18 protein-coding genes, 1 tRNA gene and 2 pseudogenes are annotated in these 20,854 nt (G+C 73.5%); 5 read left to right on the top strand and 16 right to left on the bottom strand.

From position 1 onward, the window contains the following. Positions 1 to 68: 68 nt before the first annotated feature. Positions 69 to 2,673 (bottom strand): annotated as a pseudogene (clpB, locus tag QQK45_RS10110) (ATP-dependent chaperone ClpB). A 115-nt stretch (positions 2,674 to 2,788) separates the two neighbouring features. Here clpB and QQK45_RS10105 point away from each other — a divergent pair. The 3 genes from QQK45_RS10105 to QQK45_RS10095 all read left to right on the top strand — a co-directional run bounded on the left by QQK45_RS10105 (position 2,789) and on the right by QQK45_RS10095 (position 4,870). After that, on the top strand, positions 2,789 to 3,103 hold the full coding sequence (locus QQK45_RS10105) for a hypothetical protein (RefSeq protein ID WP_284293155.1): 315 nt from the start codon (positions 2,789 to 2,791) through the stop codon (positions 3,101 to 3,103). Next, on the top strand, positions 3,100 to 3,843 hold the full coding sequence (locus tag QQK45_RS10100) for an AAA family ATPase (protein ID WP_284293154.1): 744 nt from the start codon (positions 3,100 to 3,102) through the stop codon (positions 3,841 to 3,843). Before QQK45_RS10105 ends, QQK45_RS10100 begins: the two co-directional genes overlap by 4 nt. Positions 3,844 to 3,937: 94 nt before the next feature. Next, positions 3,938 to 4,870: an LppM family (lipo)protein gene (locus QQK45_RS10095; protein ID WP_284293152.1), complete on the top strand. Its 933-nt coding sequence runs from the start codon at positions 3,938 to 3,940 to the stop codon at positions 4,868 to 4,870. Between the two features lie 9 nt (positions 4,871 to 4,879). Here the strand turns inward: QQK45_RS10095 and QQK45_RS10090 are convergent, their stop codons facing one another. The 10 genes and pseudogenes from QQK45_RS10090 to QQK45_RS10045 form a co-directional block, all read right to left on the bottom strand. Beyond that, the gene (locus QQK45_RS10090) at positions 4,880 to 5,887 is read right to left on the bottom strand and encodes a cation diffusion facilitator family transporter (RefSeq protein ID WP_284293151.1); all 1,008 of its coding nucleotides are present in this window, start codon (positions 5,885 to 5,887) and stop codon (positions 4,880 to 4,882) included. A 115-nt stretch (positions 5,888 to 6,002) separates the two neighbouring features. Next, complete coding sequence (mnhG, locus tag QQK45_RS10085; RefSeq protein WP_284293150.1) at positions 6,003 to 6,428, bottom strand: monovalent cation/H(+) antiporter subunit G; 426 nt, start codon at positions 6,426 to 6,428, stop codon at positions 6,003 to 6,005. Next, the gene (locus tag QQK45_RS10080) at positions 6,425 to 6,745 is read right to left on the bottom strand and encodes an MrpF/PhaF family protein (RefSeq protein WP_284293149.1); all 321 of its coding nucleotides are present in this window, start codon (positions 6,743 to 6,745) and stop codon (positions 6,425 to 6,427) included. Before QQK45_RS10080 ends, mnhG begins: the two co-directional genes overlap by 4 nt. Further along, positions 6,742 to 7,320, bottom strand: a complete 579-nt coding sequence (locus QQK45_RS10075; protein ID WP_284293148.1) for a Na+/H+ antiporter subunit E — start codon at positions 7,318 to 7,320, stop codon at positions 6,742 to 6,744. Before QQK45_RS10075 ends, QQK45_RS10080 begins: the two co-directional genes overlap by 4 nt. Then, entirely contained in the window at positions 7,317 to 8,939 is a 1,623-nt protein-coding gene (locus QQK45_RS10070; protein ID WP_284295006.1) for a Na+/H+ antiporter subunit D, read from the bottom strand. The genes QQK45_RS10075 and QQK45_RS10070 overlap by 4 nt, the downstream gene beginning before the upstream one ends. Beyond that, the gene (locus tag QQK45_RS10065) at positions 8,936 to 9,451 is read right to left on the bottom strand and encodes a Na(+)/H(+) antiporter subunit C (RefSeq protein ID WP_284295005.1); all 516 of its coding nucleotides are present in this window, start codon (positions 9,449 to 9,451) and stop codon (positions 8,936 to 8,938) included. Before QQK45_RS10065 ends, QQK45_RS10070 begins: the two co-directional genes overlap by 4 nt. A 16-nt stretch (positions 9,452 to 9,467) precedes the next feature. Next, positions 9,468 to 12,435: pseudogene (locus QQK45_RS10060) on the bottom strand (Na+/H+ antiporter subunit A); the annotation flags it as partial. 119 nt (positions 12,436 to 12,554) lie between these two features. Continuing rightward, complete coding sequence (locus QQK45_RS10055) at positions 12,555 to 13,658, bottom strand: hypothetical protein (RefSeq protein WP_284293147.1); 1,104 nt, start codon at positions 13,656 to 13,658, stop codon at positions 12,555 to 12,557. A 55-nt stretch (positions 13,659 to 13,713) separates the two neighbouring features. Beyond that, complete coding sequence (gene dcd / locus QQK45_RS10050; RefSeq protein ID WP_284293146.1) at positions 13,714 to 14,289, bottom strand: dCTP deaminase; 576 nt, start codon at positions 14,287 to 14,289, stop codon at positions 13,714 to 13,716. Positions 14,290 to 14,341: 52 nt separating this feature from the next. Further along, a complete protein-coding gene (locus QQK45_RS10045) occupies positions 14,342 to 14,848 on the bottom strand; it encodes a TM2 domain-containing protein (protein ID WP_284293145.1) in 507 nt (168 codons plus the stop codon). 90 nt (positions 14,849 to 14,938) lie between these two features. Here QQK45_RS10045 and QQK45_RS10040 point away from each other — a divergent pair. Continuing rightward, positions 14,939 to 15,009 (top strand) — tRNA-Gly (locus QQK45_RS10040). A 72-nt stretch (positions 15,010 to 15,081) separates the two neighbouring features. Here the strand turns inward: QQK45_RS10040 and QQK45_RS10035 are convergent. The 3 genes from QQK45_RS10035 to QQK45_RS10025 all read right to left on the bottom strand — a co-directional run bounded on the left by QQK45_RS10035 (position 15,082) and on the right by QQK45_RS10025 (position 16,955). Beyond that, complete coding sequence (locus tag QQK45_RS10035; RefSeq protein WP_284293144.1) at positions 15,082 to 15,387, bottom strand: hypothetical protein; 306 nt, start codon at positions 15,385 to 15,387, stop codon at positions 15,082 to 15,084. A 34-nt stretch (positions 15,388 to 15,421) separates the two neighbouring features. After that, positions 15,422 to 16,510 (bottom strand): pirin family protein, encoded by a 1,089-nt coding sequence (locus QQK45_RS10030; protein ID WP_284293143.1) that lies wholly within the window; start codon positions 16,508 to 16,510, stop codon positions 15,422 to 15,424. Between the two features lie 64 nt (positions 16,511 to 16,574). Further along, positions 16,575 to 16,955, bottom strand: a complete 381-nt coding sequence (locus tag QQK45_RS10025; RefSeq protein ID WP_284293142.1) for a winged helix-turn-helix transcriptional regulator — start codon at positions 16,953 to 16,955, stop codon at positions 16,575 to 16,577. Positions 16,956 to 17,079: 124 nt separating this feature from the next. Here QQK45_RS10025 and QQK45_RS10020 point away from each other — a divergent pair, with 124 nt between their 5' ends. Then, positions 17,080 to 17,922 (top strand): NAD(P)H-binding protein, encoded by an 843-nt coding sequence (locus tag QQK45_RS10020; protein ID WP_284293141.1) that lies wholly within the window; start codon positions 17,080 to 17,082, stop codon positions 17,920 to 17,922. Between the two features lie 513 nt (positions 17,923 to 18,435). Here QQK45_RS10020 and QQK45_RS10015 read toward each other — a convergent pair. Further along, positions 18,436 to 20,175, bottom strand: coding sequence for an acyl-CoA dehydrogenase family protein (locus tag QQK45_RS10015; protein WP_284293140.1), 1,740 nt, complete (start codon positions 20,173 to 20,175; stop codon positions 18,436 to 18,438). Next, positions 20,172 to 20,801 carry a TetR family transcriptional regulator gene (locus QQK45_RS10010; RefSeq protein ID WP_284293139.1) on the bottom strand — a complete coding sequence of 210 codons (630 nt, stop codon included), beginning with the start codon at positions 20,799 to 20,801 and terminating at the stop codon, positions 20,172 to 20,174. Before QQK45_RS10010 ends, QQK45_RS10015 begins: the two co-directional genes overlap by 4 nt. Between the last annotated feature and the right edge of the window lie 53 nt (positions 20,802 to 20,854).

Here is a 20,854-nt window from a genome sequence, read left to right as displayed (position 1 = left end):
ACAGTCCGAACCACCTCGCCGCGCCCGCGCGCGAACCCGACCGAGGAACGAACCCGACCGAGGAACGATCAGCCCACGGAGAGAGCCAGCCCTTCCGCGTCGGCCGGCCGGTCGACGACGACCCGGTCGCCGTCGGACACCTCGCCCGACAGCAGCTTCCGCGCGAGCCGGTCGCCGATCTCCCGCTGCACGAGCCTGCGCAGCGGCCGGGCCCCGTAAGCGGGGTCGAACCCTTCGAGCGCCAACCACTCACGCGCGGCGTCGGTGACGTCGAGCGTGAGACGCCGATCGGCGAGGCGGGCGGCGAGGGCGTCGACCTGGAGGTCGACGATCCGGCCGAGCTGGTCGAGGTTCAGCGGGTCGAACATGACGACGTCGTCGAGCCGGTTGAGGAACTCGGGCTTGAACGACGCGCGCACGGCGCCCATGACGGCTTCGTGCTTCTGCTCGTCGGACAGGAGCGGGTCGACGAGGAACTGCGAGCCCAGGTTCGACGTGAGCACGAGGATGACGTTCCGGAAGTCGACGGTGCGGCCCTGGCCGTCGGTGAGACGGCCGTCGTCGAGCACCTGGAGGAGGATGTCGAAGACCTCGGGGTGGGCCTTCTCGACCTCGTCGAGGAGCACGACGGAGTAGGGCCGACGGCGCACGGCCTCGGTGAGCTGCCCGCCCTCCTCGTACCCGACGTACCCGGGGGTGCACCGACGAGCCGCGAGACGGAGTGCTTCTCGGAGTACTCGGACATGTCGATGCGCACCATGGCGCGCTCGTCGTCGAAGAGGAAGTCCGCGAGCGCCTTGGCGAGCTCGGTCTTGCCGACGCCGGTGGGTCCGAGGAACAGGAACGAGCCGGTGGGCCGGTTGGGGTCGGAGACCCCGGCGCGGGCGCGGCGGACGGCGTCGGACACGGCGGCGACAGCGGCCGACTGGCCGACGAGGCGTTCGCCGATGACGTCCTCCATGTGGAGGAGCTTCTCGGACTCGCCCTGGAGCAGCCGGCCGGCGGGGATGCCGGTCCATGCGGAGACGACCTCGGCGATCTCGTCGGCGGAGACCTTCTCGGGGACGAGCGGGGTCTCGTGCGCGACCTCCTCGGCGCCGGCCTCGGCGTCCTCGGCTGCTTCGGCCGCCGCAAGCTCCTGCTCGACGGCGGGGATCTCGCCGTAGAGGATGCGCGCGGCCTTCTCGAGGTCGCCCTCGCGCTGGAGGCGCTCGGCGTCGGAGCGGAGCTGGTCGAGCCTGACCTTGAGGTCGCCGACGCGGTTGTGGCCGGCCTTCTCGGCCTCCCACCGGGTCGTGAGCGCGGAGAGCTGCTCGCGGCGGTCGGCGAGGTCCTTGCGGAGGCGCTCGAGGCGCTCGCGCGAGGCGGCGTCGTCGGCCTCGGACAGGACGACCTCCTCCATCTCGAGGCGCGTGACGGCGCGCTGGAGCTCGTCGATCTCGGTCGGGGACGAGTCGAGCTCCATGCGGAGGCGGGACGCGGCCTCGTCGACGAGGTCGATGGCCTTGTCGGGGAGCTGGCGGCCGGTGATGTACCGGTCGGACAGCGCGGCGGCGGCGACGAGCGCGTCGTCGGCGATGGTCACCTTGTGGTGCGCCTCGTACCGCTCCTTGAGCCCACGCAGGATCGCGACGGTGTCCTCGACGGACGGCTCGCCGACGAATACCTGCTGGAACCGGCGCTCGAGCGCGGGGTCCTTCTCGATGTGCTCGCGGTACTCGTCGAGGGTGGTGGCGCCGACCATGCGGAGCTCGCCGCGGGCGAGCATGGGCTTGAGCATGTTGCCCGCGTCCATGGCGCCCTCTCCCCGGCGCCCGCGCCGACGACGGTGTGCAGCTCGTCGATGAACGTGACGACCTGCCCGTCGGACTGCTGGATCTCCTCGAGGACGGCCTTGAGGCGCTCCTCGAACTCGCCGCGGTACTTGGCGCCCGCGACCATCGACGCGAGGTCGAGCGCAACGAGCTTCTTGCCCTTGAGGGACTCGGGGACGTCGCCCGCGACGATGCGCTGCGCGAGGCCCTCGACGACGGCGGTCTTGCCGACGCCGGGCTCGCCGATGAGCACGGGGTTGTTCTTGGTGCGGCGCGAGAGCACCTGGATGACGCGACGGATCTCCGAGTCGCGGCCGATCACGGGATCGAGCTTGCCGTCGGCCGCCTGGGCCGTGAGGTCGTTGCCGTACTGCTCGAGGGCCTTGTAGGTGCCCTCGGGGTTGGGGCTGGTGACCTTGGCGTTGCCGCGGACGGACGGCAGGGCAGCACGCAGCGCGTCGACGGTCGCGCCGGCGGCGCGCAGGATGTCGGCGGCGGACGATGCGGCGCCGGCGAGCCCGATGAGCAGGTGCTCGGTCGAGACGTACTGGTCGCCGAGCGACTGCGCCTCCTTGCCGGCGAGGTCGAGCACGGCGCTCGTGGCTCGGCTCGCGGTGGGCTGCGCGACGGCGGATCCACTCGCCGTCGGGAGTGCGACGAGCGCGCCGCGGGCCTTCTGGCCGACGGCCTGGGTGTCGGCGCCGACGGCGTCGAGCAGCCCGCCCGCGACGCCGCCCCGCTGCTGGAGCAGCGCGTAGAGCAGGTGGACGGGCTCGAGCTGGGGGTTGCCGGCGGCCGACGCGCTCTGGATGGCGTCGCCGATCGCCTGCTGCGACATGGTCGTGAACTGGGTGTCCATAGGGTCTCCGGGGTCCTCCGGTCATCGGGGATGCTTCTGCTCAGAGCAACCTCTGCAGAGTTGAGCCTATTCCGCTCAAGTCTGGTTGTCAGCACACGGGACTACCCTCCCAAGCATGCTCCGCACGCCCCTCGCTCGACGACCGCTCCACACCCTCGCAACCCTGGCCACTCTGCTCGTGCTCACCACCGTGGGCGGGCTCGGCGCGAGCACCGCGCAGGCCGCCCCGAACGACCCGGCACCCACCGGCACCTCGACCGTCCAGCCGGGCGACCGCCCCGATTCGAACGAGGGGTCGAGCTTCCCGTGGGTGAGGCTCGTCATCATCGTGGCCGCGGCCGGCCTCGTCACCGTAGCGGTCGTCGGCGCCCGAACCCGCCGCTCGCTCGACCGGCCCGACGACGTCGGGCGGCCGCCCGCCGACCGATGACGTCCGACCTCTTCCGCCAGCCCCCGGTGGTCCGCGTCACCGCGAGGGGCGACCACTCGCTGCGCGCCGGGGCCTGGCCGAGGACGGTCCCCGCCGTCGACCAGCTCCTCCGCGAGGGCCTGACGCTCACGGAGGGCGTGACGTTCCTCGTCGGCGAGAACGGCTCGGGCAAGTCCACGATCGTCGAGGCGCTCGCCGTCGCCTACGGCCTGTCCCCGGAGGGCGGCACGGCGCACGGGCAGCACGCGACCCGCGCGACCGAGTCTCCGTTCAGCGACGCCATCAGCCTCCAGCGCGGCGTCGGGGCCGGCCGGTGGGGGTTCTTCCTGCGGGCCGAGACCATGCATGGCTGGTACACGTTCGTCGAGCAGACGGGCGGCAACCCGCGGAACCCGGACCCGCGGTTCCACGAGATGAGCCACGGCGAGTCGTTCCTCGCGGTGCTCGACAGGCGGTTCGACTCGCCCGGGTTCTACTGCCTCGACGAGCCCGAGGCGGCGCTGTCGTTCTCGTCGACGCTGACCCTGATGCGCACGCTCGACGACCTCGCCCGGTCGGGTGGCCAGATCCTCTGCGCGACCCACTCCCCCGTGCTCGCCGCGCTGCCCGGCGCGACGATCCTCGAGGTGGGGCCCTGGGGGCTGCGCCCTGCGTCCTGGGAGGACCTCGAGCTCGTCGAGCACTGGCGGTCGTACCTCACCGACCCGGCGCGCTACCTCCGCCACCTGCTCGGAGACTGACCCGGTCTGCGGCGGCGGCGTGCACCCCGCCGTCCTACCCTGAGGGCAACGGTCACGGACCGCTCACAGGCCAGGCGCGAGCCAGGGGACGACGATGACGACGAGCACGCGCACACTCCGTCCCCCGACCGGGAGGAGCAGGCGGCGCTCCACGGCGCTCGCCGCGCTCGGGGCGGTGTGCGCCGTCGTCCTCGCCGGGTGCGTGAAGCTCGACATGGCGTTCACGCTGCACAGCGACGACACGGCGTCCGGCACCGTGGTCTACGCCATCCAGGACTCCGCCGCCGAGGCGCTCGGGCAGGACCCCGAGGACCTCCTCACCGAGGGCACCGACGGCGAGGACCCGGCCACCGACTTCGGCGAGGGCGCGACGAGCGAGCCGTACCACGAGGGCGGATACACCGGCACGCGGATCACCCTGAAGAACACCAGCATCGACGACCTCGACCAGGGCAGCGGCGACGAGGACGCCCTCAGCATCAAGCGCGACGGCGACGAGTTCGTCGTGTCCGGCAAGCTCGACCTGGCCGAGCTCGCCGACGACTCGGGCGACCTCGGCGACGCCGGCTCGCTCGTGTCCCCGGACCAGATCGCGTCGCTCTTCGACGTGACGATCGCCATCACGTTCCCCGGCGAGGTCGTCTCGGCCGACAAGAGCGCGAAGGTCGACGGGAACACGGTCACGTGGACGTCCGACGCCGGCACCGTCCTCAACCTCGACGCACGCGGCAAGGCGACCGGCGACGGGGACGGCGGCGGGGGCGGCGGCGGGGTGCCCGTGTGGGTGTGGATCCTCGTCGGCGTGGTCGTGCTCGCGGTCGCGGCGGCGGTCGTCCTCGCCCTCACCCGGCACGGGCGGACGGACGGCGCCGCACCCGAGGCTGAGACTGCGTCGTCGGGCACGCCCCCGACGGCCGAGCCCACACCCCCGACGGTCGAGCCCACGCCCCCGACGCAGCCTCTGCCGCCCGCCGCGCCGCCTCAGCCCCCGGCCGACGGGCAGGCCCCTCCCCCTCCGCCAGCGTGACCGCGCCGCTCACACCGTGAGCGACGGCTCCTCGGGAGTCGACAGCGTGAGCACGACGCCGGCCACCCGCGGCGTCTCGGCGACCGTCCGTTCGAGCCTGTTCAGGCGGCGCGCGGCGACGTGCTCCACGTCGTCCCCGACGAGGTCGACGCTCGCCACCAGATACAGCGAGCGCGGACCGACGTACTCGAGCCGCAGGTAGGTGACGCGCGCGACGTCGGGCAGAGCGAGGAGCCGCGAGAGGGCGGCGCGGCGCGTGCGCTCGTCCACGCCCGCTCCCACGAGGAACTCGCGGTTGCGCTGGATGAGCACGATCGCGATCACGCCCAGCACGAGCCCGACGACGATCGACCCGATCGCGTCAGGGACCGGCGACCCGGTGAGCTGGTGGGCGAGGATCCCGACGAACGCCACGACGAGGCCCACGAGGGCGGCGGCGTCCTCGGCGAACACGGCCCGCAAGGTCGGGTCCGACGTCGCGATGACATGCTCGACGACGTCACGCTCGGCCTCCCGCGCCTCCACCCGCGCCTGCCGGACCGACCGCAGGAACGACGTCCCCTCGAGGACGAACGACAGCGCGAGCACCGCGTACGCGACCCCGAAGTCCGTGGCGGGCTCGGCGTGGAAGAGCTCCTGGATGCCGTGCGTCACGGACACGCCCGCCCCGACGGCGAACAACCCGATCGCCGCGAACATCGACCACACGTACGCCTCGCGCCCGTAGCCGAGCGGGTGGACGACGTCGGCCTTCCGCCGCGACGACCGGTCCGCGACCAGCAGGAACACCTCGTTGCCGGTGTCGGCCCACGAGTGCACAGCCTCCGCGACCATCGACGCGGACCCCGTGAGCACCGCGGCCACCGACTTCGCGACCGCCACCGCGAGGTTCGCGGCGAACGCGATCACGACGGTGAGCGTCGAGTCGCTCTTCTCGTCGGACGGCGCGGCGACACGGGGCGTGCCGGGCACGGCCGCCCGCGCGTCGGGCGCTGTCGCGGGCGGGGTGTCGGCCATGCCGTTCGGTCTAGCACGCCGACGTACCGCCGGCCCGTCGAGCCGTCCACCGCCGTCGAGGCGGCGCGCTCTCCTCGAGTCTTCGCGAGCTCGCCACTGTCTCGGCGGGGAAGCGCTACCTCGGCGCGTCCGACGACGGCTCCCGGCCCTCGTCCTCTTCGGCGGCTTCGGCCGCGTCCTCCTCGGCGAGCGCGGCCTCCTGGTCGGCGGTGAGATCGTCGACGACGAGGTCCTCGTGCACGACCTTCCCGGTCCGGAACCCGGCCCGCCCCACCATGTGCGCCCCGACCGGCGCGGTGAGGAGCTGGAACACGACGACGAGCACGAGCATCCCGACGACGGACCACACGTGCACCCGCAGCCCGACCCCCACGAGCATGAGGATCAGCCCCAGCACCTGGGGCTTGGTCGCCGCGTGCATGCGGGCGAGCAGGTCGGGGAACCGGACGATCCCGATGCCGGCCGCGAACGCGAGGAACGCGCCGAGCAGCATGCAGATCGCGGCGACGACGTCCGCGACGCCGATCCAGTCGACGGTCATCGCTCGGCCTCCTCGGTCCGGTCGTCCACCGGGGGCGGCAGCTCGATGAGGCCCTCTTCCTCGCGCTCGGCGGCCGCGAACCGCGCGACCGTCACCGACCCGACGAACGCGACCATCGACATGACGACGAGGATCGGGATGGTCGTGGCGCGCCGCGAGTACGCGGCCTCGAGCGCGATCGCGCCGACGATCGTCGTCGTGAACACGTCGAGCGCGACGGTGCGGTCGAGCATCGACGGCCCGCGCTCGGCCCGGTAGATGGCGCACCCGGCGGCCACCGTGAGCAGCGCGATCGTGATGACGAAGACGACGGTCATGCGGGCACCCCTCTCCGGGTCGCGAGGCCCGCGGCCTCGAGCTCGGCGTCGGACGCGAGCGCCCGCAGCACGCGCGCCTCGAGCGCGAGCACGTCGGCACGCACCTTGTCGACGCCGCCGTACGCCTCGAGGTCGAGCACGTGGAGGTACAGCATCCCGGTGAGCCGGTGCACCTCGACGACGAGCGAGCCCGGCACGAGCGAGCTGAGCTCGGCGGTCACGGTGAGGTAGATGTCGCTGGGGTTCCGCAGCCGCACGCCGACCACGGCGCCGCGCGGCTGCCGTCCGGGCCGCAGCGCCTGCCACGCGACCTGGAAGGAAGCGAGGAACAGGTCGAGGCCGAACCGCACGAACAGGGCCAGCAGGCGCAGCGGACGGACGTGCCCGTGGAACGGGAGCTGCGGGAGGGGCAGCAGCACGACGACGAGCAGCCCGAGCAGGAGCCCCGCGAGCACGTTGCCCCACGTGACCGACCCCCACAGGAGCACCCAGACGAGCGCGAGCCAGAGGATCGCCGACCACTGGTGGCGCAGCCGCTCGCGCCAGGTCGTCCGACGGCGGACGTGCAGGCTCATGGCGTGCCCTCCCCGGTGTCGACGGCGCTCGCCGGCCCCGCGGGGGCGCCCGCCTTGGGGATGGTCTCGTTCGACTCGCCGACGCCGCGGTCGTGCCCGTCCGGGAACACGGCCTCGACGTACGAGCCGTCACGCAGCGCGGCGGCGGCGCGGTCCGCGTAGGAGTACAGCGGCCCGGCGAACACGGTGAGCGCGAGCCCGAACGCGACGAGCGCGCCGGTCGGGACGACCATCCCGCGCGGCACCCGTGCGTCGGTCTCGATCTCCTGGGGCGCCTCCTGCCAGAACGCCTTGTTCCACGCCTTGACGATCGCGTAGAGCGTCAGCAGCGACGTCACGACCGAGCCCACGACCAGCGTGTACGCGAGGAACCCGCCTGTGCGGACGCCATCCTCGACGAGCCCGACCTTGCCGAGGAACCCGGACAGCGGCGGGATCCCCGCGAGGTTCATCGCAGGGATGAAGAACAGGATCGCGAGCCCGGGGGCGAGCTTCGCCAGGCCGCCGAGCCGGTCGAGCGACGTCGACCCGCCGCGGAGCTCGACGAGCCCGACGACGAGGAACAGCGCCGTCTGCACCGTGATGTGGTGCACCACGTAGAAGATCGCCGCGGCCGTCCCGGGCTGGGTCGCGAGCGCGATGCCGAACAGCATGTAGCCGATGTGGCTGACCAGCGTGAAGGACAGGAGACGTTTGATGTCGTCCTGCGCGACGGCGCCGAGGATCCCCACGAGCATCGTCAGCAGCGCGACCCACATGAGCCCCTGGTCGATCCGCGGGTCCGTGGGGAACAGGAGGGTCTGGGTGCGCAGGATCGCGTAGACGCCGACCTTGGTCAGCAATCCCGCGAACACGGCCGTGACCGGGGCGGGGGCCGTCGGGTACGAGTCCGGCAGCCAGGCCGACACCGGGAACATCGCCGCCTTGATCCCGAACGCGAGCAGGAGCAGGAGCTGGATCGCGAGCCTGGTCCCGGGTTCGACGTCGGGCAGGCGCTCCGAGAGCTGCGCCAGGTTCACGGTGCCCGTGGCCGCGTAGGTGAGCGCGATCGCGATCAGGAAGACGATCGAGGACAGCAGCGCGACGACGACGTAGATCGAGCCCGCGCGGATGCGCTCGCCCGTGCCGCCGAGCGTCAGGAGCACGTAGCTCGCCGCGAGCAGGATCTCGAAGCCGACGTACAGGTTGAACAGGTCGCCCGCGAGGAACGCGTTGCAGACCCCCGCCGCGAGGACGAGGTACGTCGGGTGGTAGATCGAGACCGGGATGCTCTCGGTCTCCTCCTCGGCCTCCTCGCTCACGCCCTGGGCCAGCGAGTAGAGGAGGACGCAGAGGAGCACGAACGACGACACCGTCACCATGAGCGCGCTCAGGCGGTCCGCGACCAGGTCGATCCCGATGGGCGCTGCCCAGTTCCCGACGTCGACGACGAGCGTCCGGTCGTCCGTCAGGACCAGCAGCGCGATGCCGACGGCGAGCACGCCCGCGAGCGCCACGACGCTCACGACGCGCTGGACGCGTGGCCGGCGCGCGAACACGAGCGCGAGGCCCGCTGCGAGCAGCGGCAGGACGACGGGCAGCGGCACGAGGTCGGTGGCCGTCAGGTCGGTCCAGCTCATGTCGCCTCCCCTCCCGTGCGGGTCACGGGTCCGGGGCCGCTGATGTCGTCGTCCGTCTCGTCGCGCGTCCGGGCGGCCTCCTCGTCGAGCGTCTCGCCCGACTCGACGGCGTCGGCGTCCTCGAAGCTCGGTTCGTTCTTGGCGGCGAGCCGCGCGATGCGGCGGTCCTCGACGTCGTCCTGGACCTCGTCGTGGCCGTGGAGCTGCCACGACCGGTAGGCCATGGCGAGGACGAACGCCGTGAGGCCGAGCGTGATGACGATCGCGGTGAGGATCATGGCCTGCACGAGCGGGTCGCTCATGTGCCACAGGGGCGTGGTCCCGAGGATCGGGGCGCCCCCGGCACGCCCGCCGGCGACGAGCAGCAGCAGGTTGATGCCGTTGCCCAGCAGGATGAAGCCGATGAGCACGCGCGTGAGGCTGCGCTCGAGCAGCAGGTAGACGCCGGTCGTCACGAGCACGCCGATGGCGAGCACGAGGACGGCGGCGGGGGTGGTGTCGATGACGTTCACCGGTTCGCCTCCTCAGCTCGATGTCCGCGTGCCGGTCGATCTCGGCGCCGAGCGACCGGAGGATGTCGAGCACGAGCCCGACGACGACGAGGAACACCCCGACGTCGAAGAACAGCGACGTCACGAGGTGCACCTCCCCGACGAGCGGCACGTGCAGGTCGAAGATCGTCGACTGCAGCACCTCCCCGCCCGCGAGCATCGCGACGAGGCCGACGCCGACGGACAGGAACAGGCCCGTGCCCAGCAGCACGCCGGGCTGGACGGGCGCGGCCTCCCCAGCTCGTACCGGCCGCCCGCGAGGTAGCGCACGACGAGCGCGATGCCGACGACGAGCCCCGCCGCGAACCCGCCGCCCGGGTTGTTGTGCCCGGAGAACAGCAGGAAGACGGCGTAGACGATCATCGAGTGGAACAGCAGGCGCGCGACGACCTCGAAGATGACGGACCGGCGGCGCGGGGCGAGGGTCGCGCTCGCCCGCAGCCACACCTGCATCCGGTTCCACGCCTCGGGCGCGGTCCCCCGACGGCGCAGCGCCGCCCCGCGGTCGTCCTCGTCGGTGCCCGCGGACCACACCCCGGGCGCCTCGTCGCCGACGCGCGCCCGCTCGGAGTCCTCGGCGCGCAGGATCGCGCCGCCGCGGCGCCTCAGGAACACGAGCGACGCGACGCCCGTGGCCGCGACGAGCAGCACGGAGATCTCGCCCATGGTGTCCCAGGCTCGGATGTCCACGAGGGTCACGTTGACGATGTTCTTGCCGCCGCCGTACGAGTACGCCTCGTCGGGGAACTGCGCGGAGACCGGCGTGGCCGTCCGGGCGTTCGGCGCGACGACGGCGAACGCCATGACCGTGACCCCCGCGACCAGGCCGATCGCGAGCCGCGTCCAGCGGCTGCGGGCCAGGGGCCGGTTCGAGAAGTACGGGGGCAGCCGGCGCAGCACGAGCACCATGACGACGAGCGTCACGGTCTCCACGAGCACCTGGGTCAGCGCGAGGTCAGGGGCGCCGTGCAGCAGGAACAGCACGGCGTTGCCGTAGCCCGCGATGCCCGCGAGGAACACGGCCTTGAGCCGGCGACGCGACCGGGCGGCCAGCACCGCGGCGACCCCGATCGCCGCGACGACCACGATCTGGGCGGGCGTGTCCCAGCCCCGCAGGTCCTGCGGCCACGTGGTGTTCGTGACCAGGACGACCCCGGGAACGCCGCCATGACGATGACGATCACGCCCAGGTAGAAGGGCAGCGACCCGCGCTGGGTGAAGGACGTGACGTCGGCAGCGGCGTCGTCGAGCCGGCGCATCGAGCGGCGGTAGACGACGTCCGCCTCGGGCAGGTGCCAGCGTGTCCACCACGCGCCGACGCGGGCCTGAAACCCCTCGACCCGGATGCGCCACCACCACGCGAGCGCTCCGACGCCGAGGATGAGGACGGTCAGCCCGAGCGCCGGCCCGAGCCCGCCCCACAGCGCGAGGTGGCCCGGCTCGCCGACGGGCAGCGTGTCCGCGTAGGGCGAGAGCAGGTGCTCGCCCAGGTGCGGCACGAGCGCCGCGGCGAGCCCGAGGACCGCGAGGACCAGCGGCGGCACCGTGAGGTACGGCGACTGGACGTGCAGCGTGGACGGGTCGATCGGAGGCTCGGGCGCGGTCCCGTCGGCGTCCGGGCGCACCGCGACCGCGGCGTGCTTGGTGGCGAACGCACCCCAGAAGAACCGCAGCCCGTAGGCGACCGTGAGCATCGAACCCACGACGACGGCCGCCAGCACCAGCCCGTCGACCCACCCGGGCAGCGTGCCGGCCGGGTGGAGCAGCGCCTCGAGGCCGGCCTCCTTCGCGACGTACCCGGCGAACGGGGGCAGGCCGATCATCGACGCGGTCGCGAGGCCTCCCGCGACCGCGGTGACCGGCATCCTCCGGCCCACCCCGGTGAGGCGGCGCAGGTCGCGCGTCCCGGTCGCGGCGTCGACCACGCCGGTCACGAGGAACAGCGACGCCTTGAACATGGCGTGCGCGCCGAGCATCGCGATGCCCGCGAGCGCCGTCGCACGGCTCCCGAGCCCGACGAGGAGCGTGATGAGCCCGAGCTGGCTGACCGTCCCGAACGCGAGGACGAGCTTGAGGTCCTGCTGGCGCAGCGCGCGGTAACCCCCGAGGAGGAGGGTGCCGCACCCGAGCACGATCACGATCGTCTGCCACACGGTGAGCTGGGCGTACGCGGGCGCGAACCGCGCGACCAGGTAGACGCCCGCCTTCACCATCGCCGCGGCGTGGAGGTAGGCGCTCACGGGCGTCGGCGCGGCCATGGCGGCGGGGAGCCAGAAGTGCAGCGGGATCAGGGCCGACTTGGTCGCTGCACCGGCGAGCAGGCACACCACCGCGGCCGTCACGGCCGTGCCCGACGGCGGGTGGGCGATCACCTGCGAGAGCGAGTACGTCCCCGCGGCCTCGCCCAGGATGACGACGCCGACGAGCATGGCGAGCCCGCCCGCCGTCGTGATGACGATGGCCTGCATGGCCGCGCGCCGGGACGCCTTGCGCTCCGCGTAGTGGCCGATGAGCAGGTACGACGCGACGGTCGTGAGCTCCCAGAACACGAACAGCAGGAGCATGTCGTCTGCGGTGACGAGGCCCACCATGACGCCGGCGAACCCCACGAGCGTGGCCCCGAAGCGGTGCAGCCCGTGGGCCGACGGCGCGAAGTACGCCGAGCAGTAGACGAGGACGAGCGCCCCCACGCCGCCGACGAGCAGCAGCATGAGCCAGGACAGCGTGTCGAGCCGGAACGTCAGCGTGAGCCCGAGCTGCGGGACCCACTGCCAGTGCTGGACCGGCACGTCGCCGTGCATGACCCGGGTGGTGCACGCGAGCGCGTAGACGGCCGCGGAGGCCGGGGCGAGGGCCAGCACGAGGAAGCCTCGGCGGCCGAGCCAGGAGATGATCGCAGGCGCCAGCAGCACCATCAGCAGATGGGCTACGAGCAGCTGCAGCACGTCCGCTCCGTCCTGTCGGGGGCGGGGGTCGCGAACGACCGGGGGACCGCAAGGATCGTACCAAGCAGAGACCTATCGGACGTCATCGTCCGGCTGCCGCGGTCCCGGCCGGACGGAGGCTACTCGGCTTCCTGTTCCAGGTCCGCGACGCCCACGAGGAAGCCGTCCTCGTCCGCCACCTCGCCGCCGACGGCGTGCTGCAGCGCCGCCGCGATCTCCCCCACCACGCCGAGGGCGCGGGTCCGGGAGAGCACGTGGGCCAGCGGCGGCTCCTCGCGCTGCGAGGCCTCGAGGTCGGGCGCCTCCCACCGCACGTGGTACGCGAGCGCGCCGCCCGCCGTCCACGGCAGCCCCTCGAGCGCGAGCGGCACGATCGGCTCCGCGCCGACCTCGACCGCGACCACGCCGTCGGGCCCCAGGTCGACGAGGACCGCGTAGCCCTCGAGCGTCATGGGCTGCGAGAGGAACGCCATGTCGACCTCGTCGGCCGCGTGCTGGACGGCGCGCACCTGGTCCTCGGAGAGCTCGCCGATGCCGAGCGCCGCCGGGTCGTAGGCGATCTGCGGCGGACCCGCCCACTCGACGCCGGTCGTCGCGAGGTGTGCCGACGGCTCCACCTGCCGGAGCAGCGTCTGGGCGGCCTCTGGCTCGAGCCACACGTCCGTGAACAGCGTCAGGTCGACGTTCGCGTCGGGGTCCGGGACGAGCGTGACGTCCGGGCTGACGGCTCCGCCCAGGTCGACCCGGATCGCGCCCGCGAGGCGCCGGGCGGCCGCCACGAGCCAGTCGACGACGATGCCCTCCTCCCCCGTCGGCAGCCCGACCGGGAACGCACGGCCCAGACCGTCACGGTCCCCGCTGCCCGGGTACGGGGGCTCCCCACGGTCCCGCGCGCACGTCACGTCGAACACGTAGGCCGTCCGGTCGGGCAGGCCCGTGCCGAAGCCGTCGGTGAACTGCGGCGCGTACGGCCCCACCAGCACCGTGCTCGCCGTGAGCCGCAGCACGCCCGGCTCGCCCGGCCGCGCCCACCGGCCCGGCGCCGAGATCAGGTCGATCCCCTCGGGCGCGACGTCCCAGTGCGCGCCCGGGAACCGGCTGACAGCGAGCGCCTCGACCTCGTCGGGCAGCACCTCGGACGCGAAGCCCAGCAGGTGTCGGGAGCGGTCGAGCGGGGCTGCAGCCGTGACGGCCGGCAGGAGCGGGAGCGGTGAGGCAGGCACGTAGTCTCTCGGGTCCTCGGGTTCGGTGGGAAGGTCTTCCGGAAGGCCGGTCACGCTAGACCTCCGTGCGGTGGAAGCTCTGCCACGACCGCGACGCCGTCGGGCCGCGCTGACCCTGGTACCGCGAGCCGTACTTCTCGCTGCCGTACGGGTGCTCGGCGGGCGACGAGAGCCGGAAGAAGCACATCTGGCCGATCTTCATGCCCGGCCACAGGGTGATGGGGAGCGTCGCGACGTTGCTCAGCTCGAGCGTCACGTGCCCCGAGAACCCCGGGTCGATGAAGCCCGCCGTCGAGTGCGTGAGCAGACCCAGGCGCCCCAGGCTGGACTTGCCCTCGAGCCGCGCCGCGACGTCGTCGGGCAGGGTGACCGCCTCGAACGTGGAGCCCAGGACGAACTCCCCCGGGTGCAGGACGAGCGGCTCGTCGCCCTTCGCCTCCACCAGCCGGGTCAGCTCCGGCTGCTCCTGCGACGGGTCGATGAACGGGTACCGGTGGTTGTCGAACAGGCGGAAGAACTTGTCGAGCCGGACGTCGATGCTCGACGGCTGCAGCATCGACGGCTCGTACGGGTCGAGGACCACGCGCCCGGCGTCGAGCTCGGCACGGATGTCACGATCGGAGAGCAGCACGCCCACACGGTAGCCCGAAGTCCTGGGCGCGTGGTGACGTGGGTCATACCCGTCAGGCGCGGAGCGGGCGCCCTTGTGCGTCGACCGTGTACGAGCCCTTCGAGGCGGCGAGGTACACGATGCCCTCGATGAAGCCCCACAGCCCGCCCAGGCCGAGCGTCACGAAGGTGACGACGATCTGCAGGATCCCGATGCCCGTGTAGCCGAGGTAGAAGCGGTGGACCCCGAGCGAGCCGAGGAAGATCCCGAGGAGGCCTGCGACCAGCTTGGACTTCGCGTACGGGTCGACGGGCGCGTAGCCGTAGGGCACCTGGCCCGGGTACGGCTGCTGCCCCGGGTACGGGGCCTGGCCGGGGTACGGAGCCTGGGCGCCGTAGGGCTGCTGGCCGGGGTAGGGCTGCTGGCCGGGATACGGCTGCCCGGCATAGGGCTGCTCCTGGCCCGGGTAGGGCTGCTGACCGGGGTACGGCTGGCCGGAGGGCTGGCCCTGCGGAGGCTGCTGCCCGGCGTACGGGTCCTGGGGCTGGCCGCTGGGCGGGCCGTAAGGGGGCTGTGACATGAGGCGGTCCTCCGGGCAGGTATGATCGACGTCGCACGCTGGCGTTCGAGGATGGTCCCACACGCGGGAGCACCCACGGATCCGCGTCTCGCGGGTGTAGTTCAATGGTAGAACTTCAGCTTCCCAAGCTGACAGCGCGGGTTCGATTCCCGTCACCCGCTCTACACGCGACGAAGGGCCGGCCCTCCCTGAGGACCGGCCCTTCGTGCGTCCACCGCGCCTGCGCGCCGGAGCTACCCTCGGCCGCCGAGGCGCCGGTAGACGACGTCGATCCGGTGGGCGAGGCGCGCGACGCCCACGAGCCCGACGACGAGGCCCGCGCCGGCCAGGACGAGCCCGAGCGCCACCCGTCCGTCGGACGTGCCGCTGCTGTCGACGGCGGCGGCGCCGAGCTCTCCCGCGAGGAAGAAGAGCAGCCCGACGACGAACAGGACCGTCCCGAGCACGAGGGGCACGGCCGTCTCCCGTCCGCCGGCGGGAGGGAGCTCGAGCGCGTCGGGCCGGCCTGCGTCGTCGTCCGCCGTAGGTTCCGTGGTCATGGCCGGAACGGTAGCGCCGAGCACGGTGCCGGGGTCAGGGGGCCGGGCGTGTCCGGGGCTTGAGGTGCACGTCGGGGAGGACCGGCGCGGGCAGCGGCCCGCCCGCGTACCCGACGACCTCGCCGAAGCGTCCCGACGCCACGCCCGCCGCGTACGCGGTGCCGCCGTGGTTCGGCCCCTCCCCCGACGTCATGACCAGCCCGGTCTGCCAGTCGGCGCGGGCGCGGGCGACGTCGTCGTGCGTGCGGCCGACGAAGTTCCACCACATCACGACGTCCTCGCCGAACGGCTCGCCGCCGAGCAGCATCACCCGGGCGCCGACGGTGCCGGCGTCGTCGGTCACGGCGTCGGGACCGGCCTCCAGCACGAGTTCCGACGCCCCCGGCGCGACGTACGCGAGGTGATCGCGCTCGACGTCCACACCCTCCACGCTCACGGCCCCGGCGTCGAGCAGGACGGCGTGCTCGAACCCGGGCTCGGTCCGCACGACGACGCGCGCCCCGGGTGCGAGGTCGAGCTGCGCCCCGACGAGGGGCGTGAAGGCAGTCGCGGGGGACGTCGCGGCGACGACCTCGTCGGGCCCGTCGGCGAGCGCGAGAGTCCCGAGCAGCACGTGCGCCACCGCGCCCTCGACCCGGAGGACGGGCAGGTCGGCGTGGTGCTCGAAGAAGGGTGCGCCGTCGAGCGCCCCGGACGGCAGCGCGGTCCAGAGCTGGACGCCGTGGAGCGTGCGGGTCACCGTGCCGGCGGGGGTCTCCTCGGAGTGCGAGATCCCGCGCCCGGCGGTCATGAGGTTGAGCTCGCCGGGCCGGACGGTCTCGAGCGAACCCACCGAGTCGCGGTGCAGCACCTCGCCCGCGAACAGCCACGTGACCGTCTGCAGGCCCGTGTGCGGGTGCGGGGGAACCTGCATGCCGGGGCCGGTGGTGACGTCGTCGGGCCCGTAGTGGTCCGCGAAGCACCAGGCGCCGACGAGCGAGCGCGCCCGCTGCGGGAGGGTCCGGCGCACGGTCATCGCGCGAGCCCCGCCCAGGGGGACGGTGCGCGGCGTGAGGAGCTGGACGCCGTCGGCGGCACCGGAGCGGCAGAGCTGTTCGGCCGGCCGCGTCTCGAGGTTGCTCACCCGCCCACGCTAGCCCCGACGCGGCACCGGCGTTCGGGACGGGCGGGGCGGGCGGGGCCGGTGGCTACCGCGGGAGCGGGCCGTCGTAGGAGCTGCGCGCGAGCTCGACGGCGGGCAGGTGGTCGTCGGTCCAGTCGGCGAGAGCGGCGAAGACGGGCGACAGGCTCCGGCCGAGCTCGGTGATCTCGTACTCGACGCGCGGCGGCACCTCCGCGAAGTACTGCCGCCGCACCAGGCCGTCGCGCTCGAGCTGGCGGAGTCGCTCGGTCAGGACCTTCGGCGTGATGGTGCCGAGCTGCCGCTCGAGCTCACCGAACCGCAGCCGTCCGGACCGGTGGAGCGTCCACAGGATCGGGGTCGTCCAGCGGCTGAAGAGCAGGTCCACGGTCGGGCTGATCCGGCACGCCACCGGGGCGTCGACGGTGATCGGGTCGGTGCTGGTCATCCCGCTCCAATGCTTTCCAGGGGGAACGTGCTGTCCGGGGGCTCCTACGTTCCTCGGGTCGCCGCCGCCCGGCCGCGACCCGATGGGCCTCGTTCATCGGAAGCATCTCACCGAGGAGCAACCCTTGATCGTCGTCACAGGCGCCACCGGCAACGTCGGCCGCCCCCTCGTCGAGTCCCTCGTGCGCTCCGGCCACGCCGTGACCGCCGTCTCCCGCGGGGTCACGTCCCCGCCTCCGTCCCTCCCCGGCGTCACCGCGAGGACCGCGGACCTCGCCGACGCGGCGAGCCTGACGCTCGCACTCGCCGGGGCGAAGGCGCTCTATCTCCTGGTGTCCGGTGCGGGCGCGCACGTGGACGGCGCGGCCGTGCTGCGCCGTGCGGCCGACGCCGGGGTCGAGCGCGTCGTGCTCCAGTCCTCCCAGGCGGCCGGCACCCGGCCCGACGCCGTCTCGCACGCTACCCTGGCCGCGCTCGAGGAGCAGGTCCGGTCCTCCGGCATGGCCTGGACGATCCTGCGCCCCGGAGGGTTCGCCACCAACGCGTTCGCCTGGGCGCCCTCGATCCGCGGGCAGCGCACCGTCTTCGCCCCCTTCGCCGACGTCGCGCTCCCCGCCGTGGATCCCCTCGACATCGCCGGTGTCGCGGCCGCCGCCCTCACCGGCGACGTCCACACGGGCCGCACCTACACGCTCACCGGCCCCGAGGCGACCAGTCCGCGACGGCGGACGGAGATCCTCGCGGACGTGCTCGGCGACGAGCTCGCTCTCGTCGAACTCGGCCCCGACGAGGCCCGGGAGCGTCTGCTGCAGGTGATGCCCGAACCGGTCGCCGACGGCACGCTCGCCGTCCTCGGCCGTCCGACGCCCGACGAGCTCCGCGTCAGCCCCGACGTCGAGGACGTCCTCGGGCGACCCGCCACCTCGTTCGCCACCTGGGCCCGCCGCAACGTCGACGTCTTCCGCTGAGGCTCCCAGGCGCGTGTCAGGGGCGGCTGGAACGATCGGTGACAGCGAAGGCCCCTCGGAGTACGAGTCCGAGGGGCCTTCTCTGGGCCGCTAGTCCCAACACCGACACCGTGTGACGTCACGGCTCGGCACGGACACTCGCGCCCACCTTCCATGCGCGCGCAGGCCGTGCCTCTCGCGGCCGGTCTCCCGGGCCCGTGCGCACCCTGCGCCGTCCTGCAGCTTCTCGTGCCTGCCGGCCCTGTGCCGGACCAGCGGCGTGCGAGGGGTGGTGCACCGTTCTCCGTTCGACCGTCCGGCCGGCTACCAGGGCGACGCTCCTCCGCGTGGCGGTTCTCCGAAGCGTCGTCGCAGCGGCAGGCCGTAGCACTGTTGTAGACCCGGTTCGGGCGGCCGACAACCCCTGCTCCGGGTCAATCTCGTCGCGCTGCGAACGCACAGGGTCGTCCACAGCGGCTTCGGCGGAACGGCGTCGTCGCGCACACCCCTGTGGAGGAAATCTGTGGACGGCGGTCAGCCCGCGTGGGCCGCGAGGATCGCCCTCAGGTCTGTCCCGGACGGCAGGACGCCGTAGCCCAGGCCGCGGTCCTCGCCCAGTCGCGCGGCGACGAAGGCGTCCGCCGAGCCCTCCGGCGCGAACCGCACCATGAGCGAGGCCTGCAGCGCGAGCGCGAGGGCCTCGACGAGCCGGCGCGCCTGGGCGGGGGCCGCGCCCGGGTCGCGCGACACCCCCGCCACGAGCCGGCGCGTGCGCACGACGTGCCGGTCGAGGATCGCGCTCGCGCCCGTCGCACGCGACACCTCGGCGTCGAACGCCTCGAAGCTCTCCGGGTCGCGGGCGAGCGCGCGCAGGACGTCGAGCGCGATCACGTTGCCCGACCCCTCCCAGATCGCCATGACGGGCTGCTCGCGGTAGCGCCGCGCGAGCGGGAACGCCTCGGTGTAGCCGTTGCCGCCCAGGCACTCCATCGCCTCGTACGCGTGCGCCGGCCCGCGCTTGCACACCCAGTACTTCGCGACGGCGGTCGCGAGGCGCGAGAACGCGCGGGCCTGGGCGCCGTCGTCGTCCCGCGCGGTGGCTGCGTCGAACGCGGCGGCGAGCCGCAGCGACGTGAGCGTCGCGGCCTCCGACTCGAGCGCGAGGTCCGCGAGCACCGCGGTCATGGCGGGCTGGTCGACGAGCCGCGCGCCGAACGCCGTGCGGTGCCGCGCGTGCCACAGCGCCTCGGCGACGCCCTGCCGCATCCCCGCGGCCGTCCCGTGGACGCAGTCCTCGCGGGTCCGCGCGACCATCTCGATGATCGTCCGCACGCCCAGCCCGGGCTCCCCGACCAGGTACCCGACGGTCCCGTCGAGCTCGATCTCGCCCGACGCGTTCGACCGGTTGCCCAGCTTGTCCTTGAGCCGCTGGATCCGGAACACGTTGCGCGTGCCGTCGTCGAGCACGCGGGGCACGAGGAAGCACGAGACGTCGTCGTCGGGCCGCTCCTCGCCCGACGGCGCCCGCCGGGTCGCGCGGGCGAGCACGAGGAACGCGTCGGACATCGGAGCGGAGCAGAACCACTTGTGCCCGGTGAGCAGGTGCGGGGCGCCGGGCTCGGTCGCGGAGCCGTCCCCGTCGCCCGCCGCGGGGCGGGCGAGCGTCGTGCCGGCCCGCACGTCGGACCCGCCCTGCTTCTCGGTCATCGCCATGCCGAACAGCGCGCCGCGCTTGCGGTCCTCGCCCTCGCCGAAGGGCGCGAGACGGCCGTCGTACTCGCGGCCCAGGAGCCGCGGGACCCAGACCTCGGCGACCGACGGCGCGTGCGCGAGCGAGGGCACGGCCGCGTGCGACATCGAGACCGGGCACGCGTGACCCGGCTCGACCTGGGCGAACAGGCTGAAGACGGCGGCCCGGACGACGTTCGCGCCCGGCCGCGGCTCCGCCCACGCTGACGTGTGGGCGCCGTGCGCGACCGCCGCACCGAGCACCCGGTGGTAGGCGGGGTCGTAGTCGACCTCGTCGACCCGGCGGCCCCAGCGGTCGAACGTCCGCAGCTCGGGGGTGAAGCGGTTCGCACGCTCGGCGTCGGCCTGGAAGCCGGCCGAGCCGACGAGGCGCCCGACGTCGTGCAGGCGGTCGTCGCCCCAGGCGCCCCCGAACGCGTGGACGGCGCGGCGGAGCGCCGGGAAGTCCGCGTACTCGTCGACGCCCTCGCGGGGCGGCGCCTGGTTGGTGACCTCGTGCGTGACGTGCGGCTGCGGGCGCGTCACGCCGTCGCCCCGAGGACGCCCTGCAGGCAGAACCCGAGGATCGTCGCGACGAGCACGTCCGGGTCGACGCCGTCGACGAGCGGCGCGAGCGGGCTCGTGAGCGCGCCCGCGACCGCCCCCACCAGGGCCGCACCCACGATGCGAGTGTCCTGGGCGGGCAGCTCGCCGGACGCGACGCCGTCGGACGCGATGGCGCCGAACAGGTCCGCGTACTCACGCGCGAACAGGGTGCGCTCCGCCTCGACCGCGGGGTCCGCGGGCTCGAGCAGGAGCGCCCGCGCCAACCTCCGACGACGCAGCGCGCGCCGGGCGAACGTGTTCACCACACGCGCCAGGCGAGCCTGGGCGGCGGTGGCGGGTGCGTCGTCGGTCCGGGGCTCGGCCGCCTCGCCGACACGGGCGAGCTCGGCCGACGCGATCGCGCGGAACACCGCCGTGAGGAGGTCGGCGCGGGCCGGGAAGTAGGTGTACACGCTGCTCGGGCCGAGGCCGGCGCGCGTGGCGACGGCCTGCACGGTGGCGCCCGCGAAGCCGCGCTCGGCGACGACCTCGACGCCGGCTTCGATCAGGGCGGCGCGACGACGGTCGCGCGCGGCTCGGGTGGCGTCGGTCTCGCGGTACGGCACGCAGTCCTCCTCGGCGTCCCCGAGTCCGGACGCTCGGGAACGCGAGAGGGAGA

This window comes from Luteimicrobium album, assembly GCF_030161555.1.
GTDB classification, from domain to species: domain Bacteria; phylum Actinomycetota; class Actinomycetes; order Actinomycetales; family Cellulomonadaceae; genus Luteimicrobium; species Luteimicrobium album.
This window is presented reverse-complemented; position numbering and strand designations above follow the sequence as displayed.

Bases quoted from the DNA above. Each gene is read 5' to 3' on its own strand.
- QQK45_RS10105 (WP_284293155.1), top strand. From the start codon at position 2,789: ATGCTCCGCACGCCCCTCGCTCGACGACCGCTCCACACCCTCGCAACC.
- QQK45_RS10100 (WP_284293154.1), top strand. From the start codon at position 3,100: ATGACGTCCGACCTCTTCCGCCAGCCCCCGGTGGTCCGCGTCACCGCG.
- QQK45_RS10095 (WP_284293152.1), top strand. From the start codon at position 3,938: ATGACGACGAGCACGCGCACACTCCGTCCCCCGACCGGGAGGAGCAGG.
- QQK45_RS10090 (WP_284293151.1), bottom strand. From the start codon at position 5,887: ATGGCCGACACCCCGCCCGCGACAGCGCCCGACGCGCGGGCGGCCGTG.
- mnhG (WP_284293150.1), bottom strand. From the start codon at position 6,428: ATGACCGTCGACTGGATCGGCGTCGCGGACGTCGTCGCCGCGATCTGC.
- QQK45_RS10080 (WP_284293149.1), bottom strand. From the start codon at position 6,745: ATGACCGTCGTCTTCGTCATCACGATCGCGCTGCTCACGGTGGCCGCC.
- QQK45_RS10075 (WP_284293148.1), bottom strand. From the start codon at position 7,320: ATGAGCCTGCACGTCCGCCGTCGGACGACCTGGCGCGAGCGGCTGCGC.
- QQK45_RS10070 (WP_284295006.1), bottom strand. From the start codon at position 8,939: ATGAGCTGGACCGACCTGACGGCCACCGACCTCGTGCCGCTGCCCGTC.
- QQK45_RS10045 (WP_284293145.1), bottom strand. From the start codon at position 14,848: ATGTCACAGCCCCCTTACGGCCCGCCCAGCGGCCAGCCCCAGGACCCG.
- QQK45_RS10035 (WP_284293144.1), bottom strand. From the start codon at position 15,387: ATGACCACGGAACCTACGGCGGACGACGACGCAGGCCGGCCCGACGCG.
- QQK45_RS10025 (WP_284293142.1), bottom strand. From the start codon at position 16,955: ATGACCAGCACCGACCCGATCACCGTCGACGCCCCGGTGGCGTGCCGG.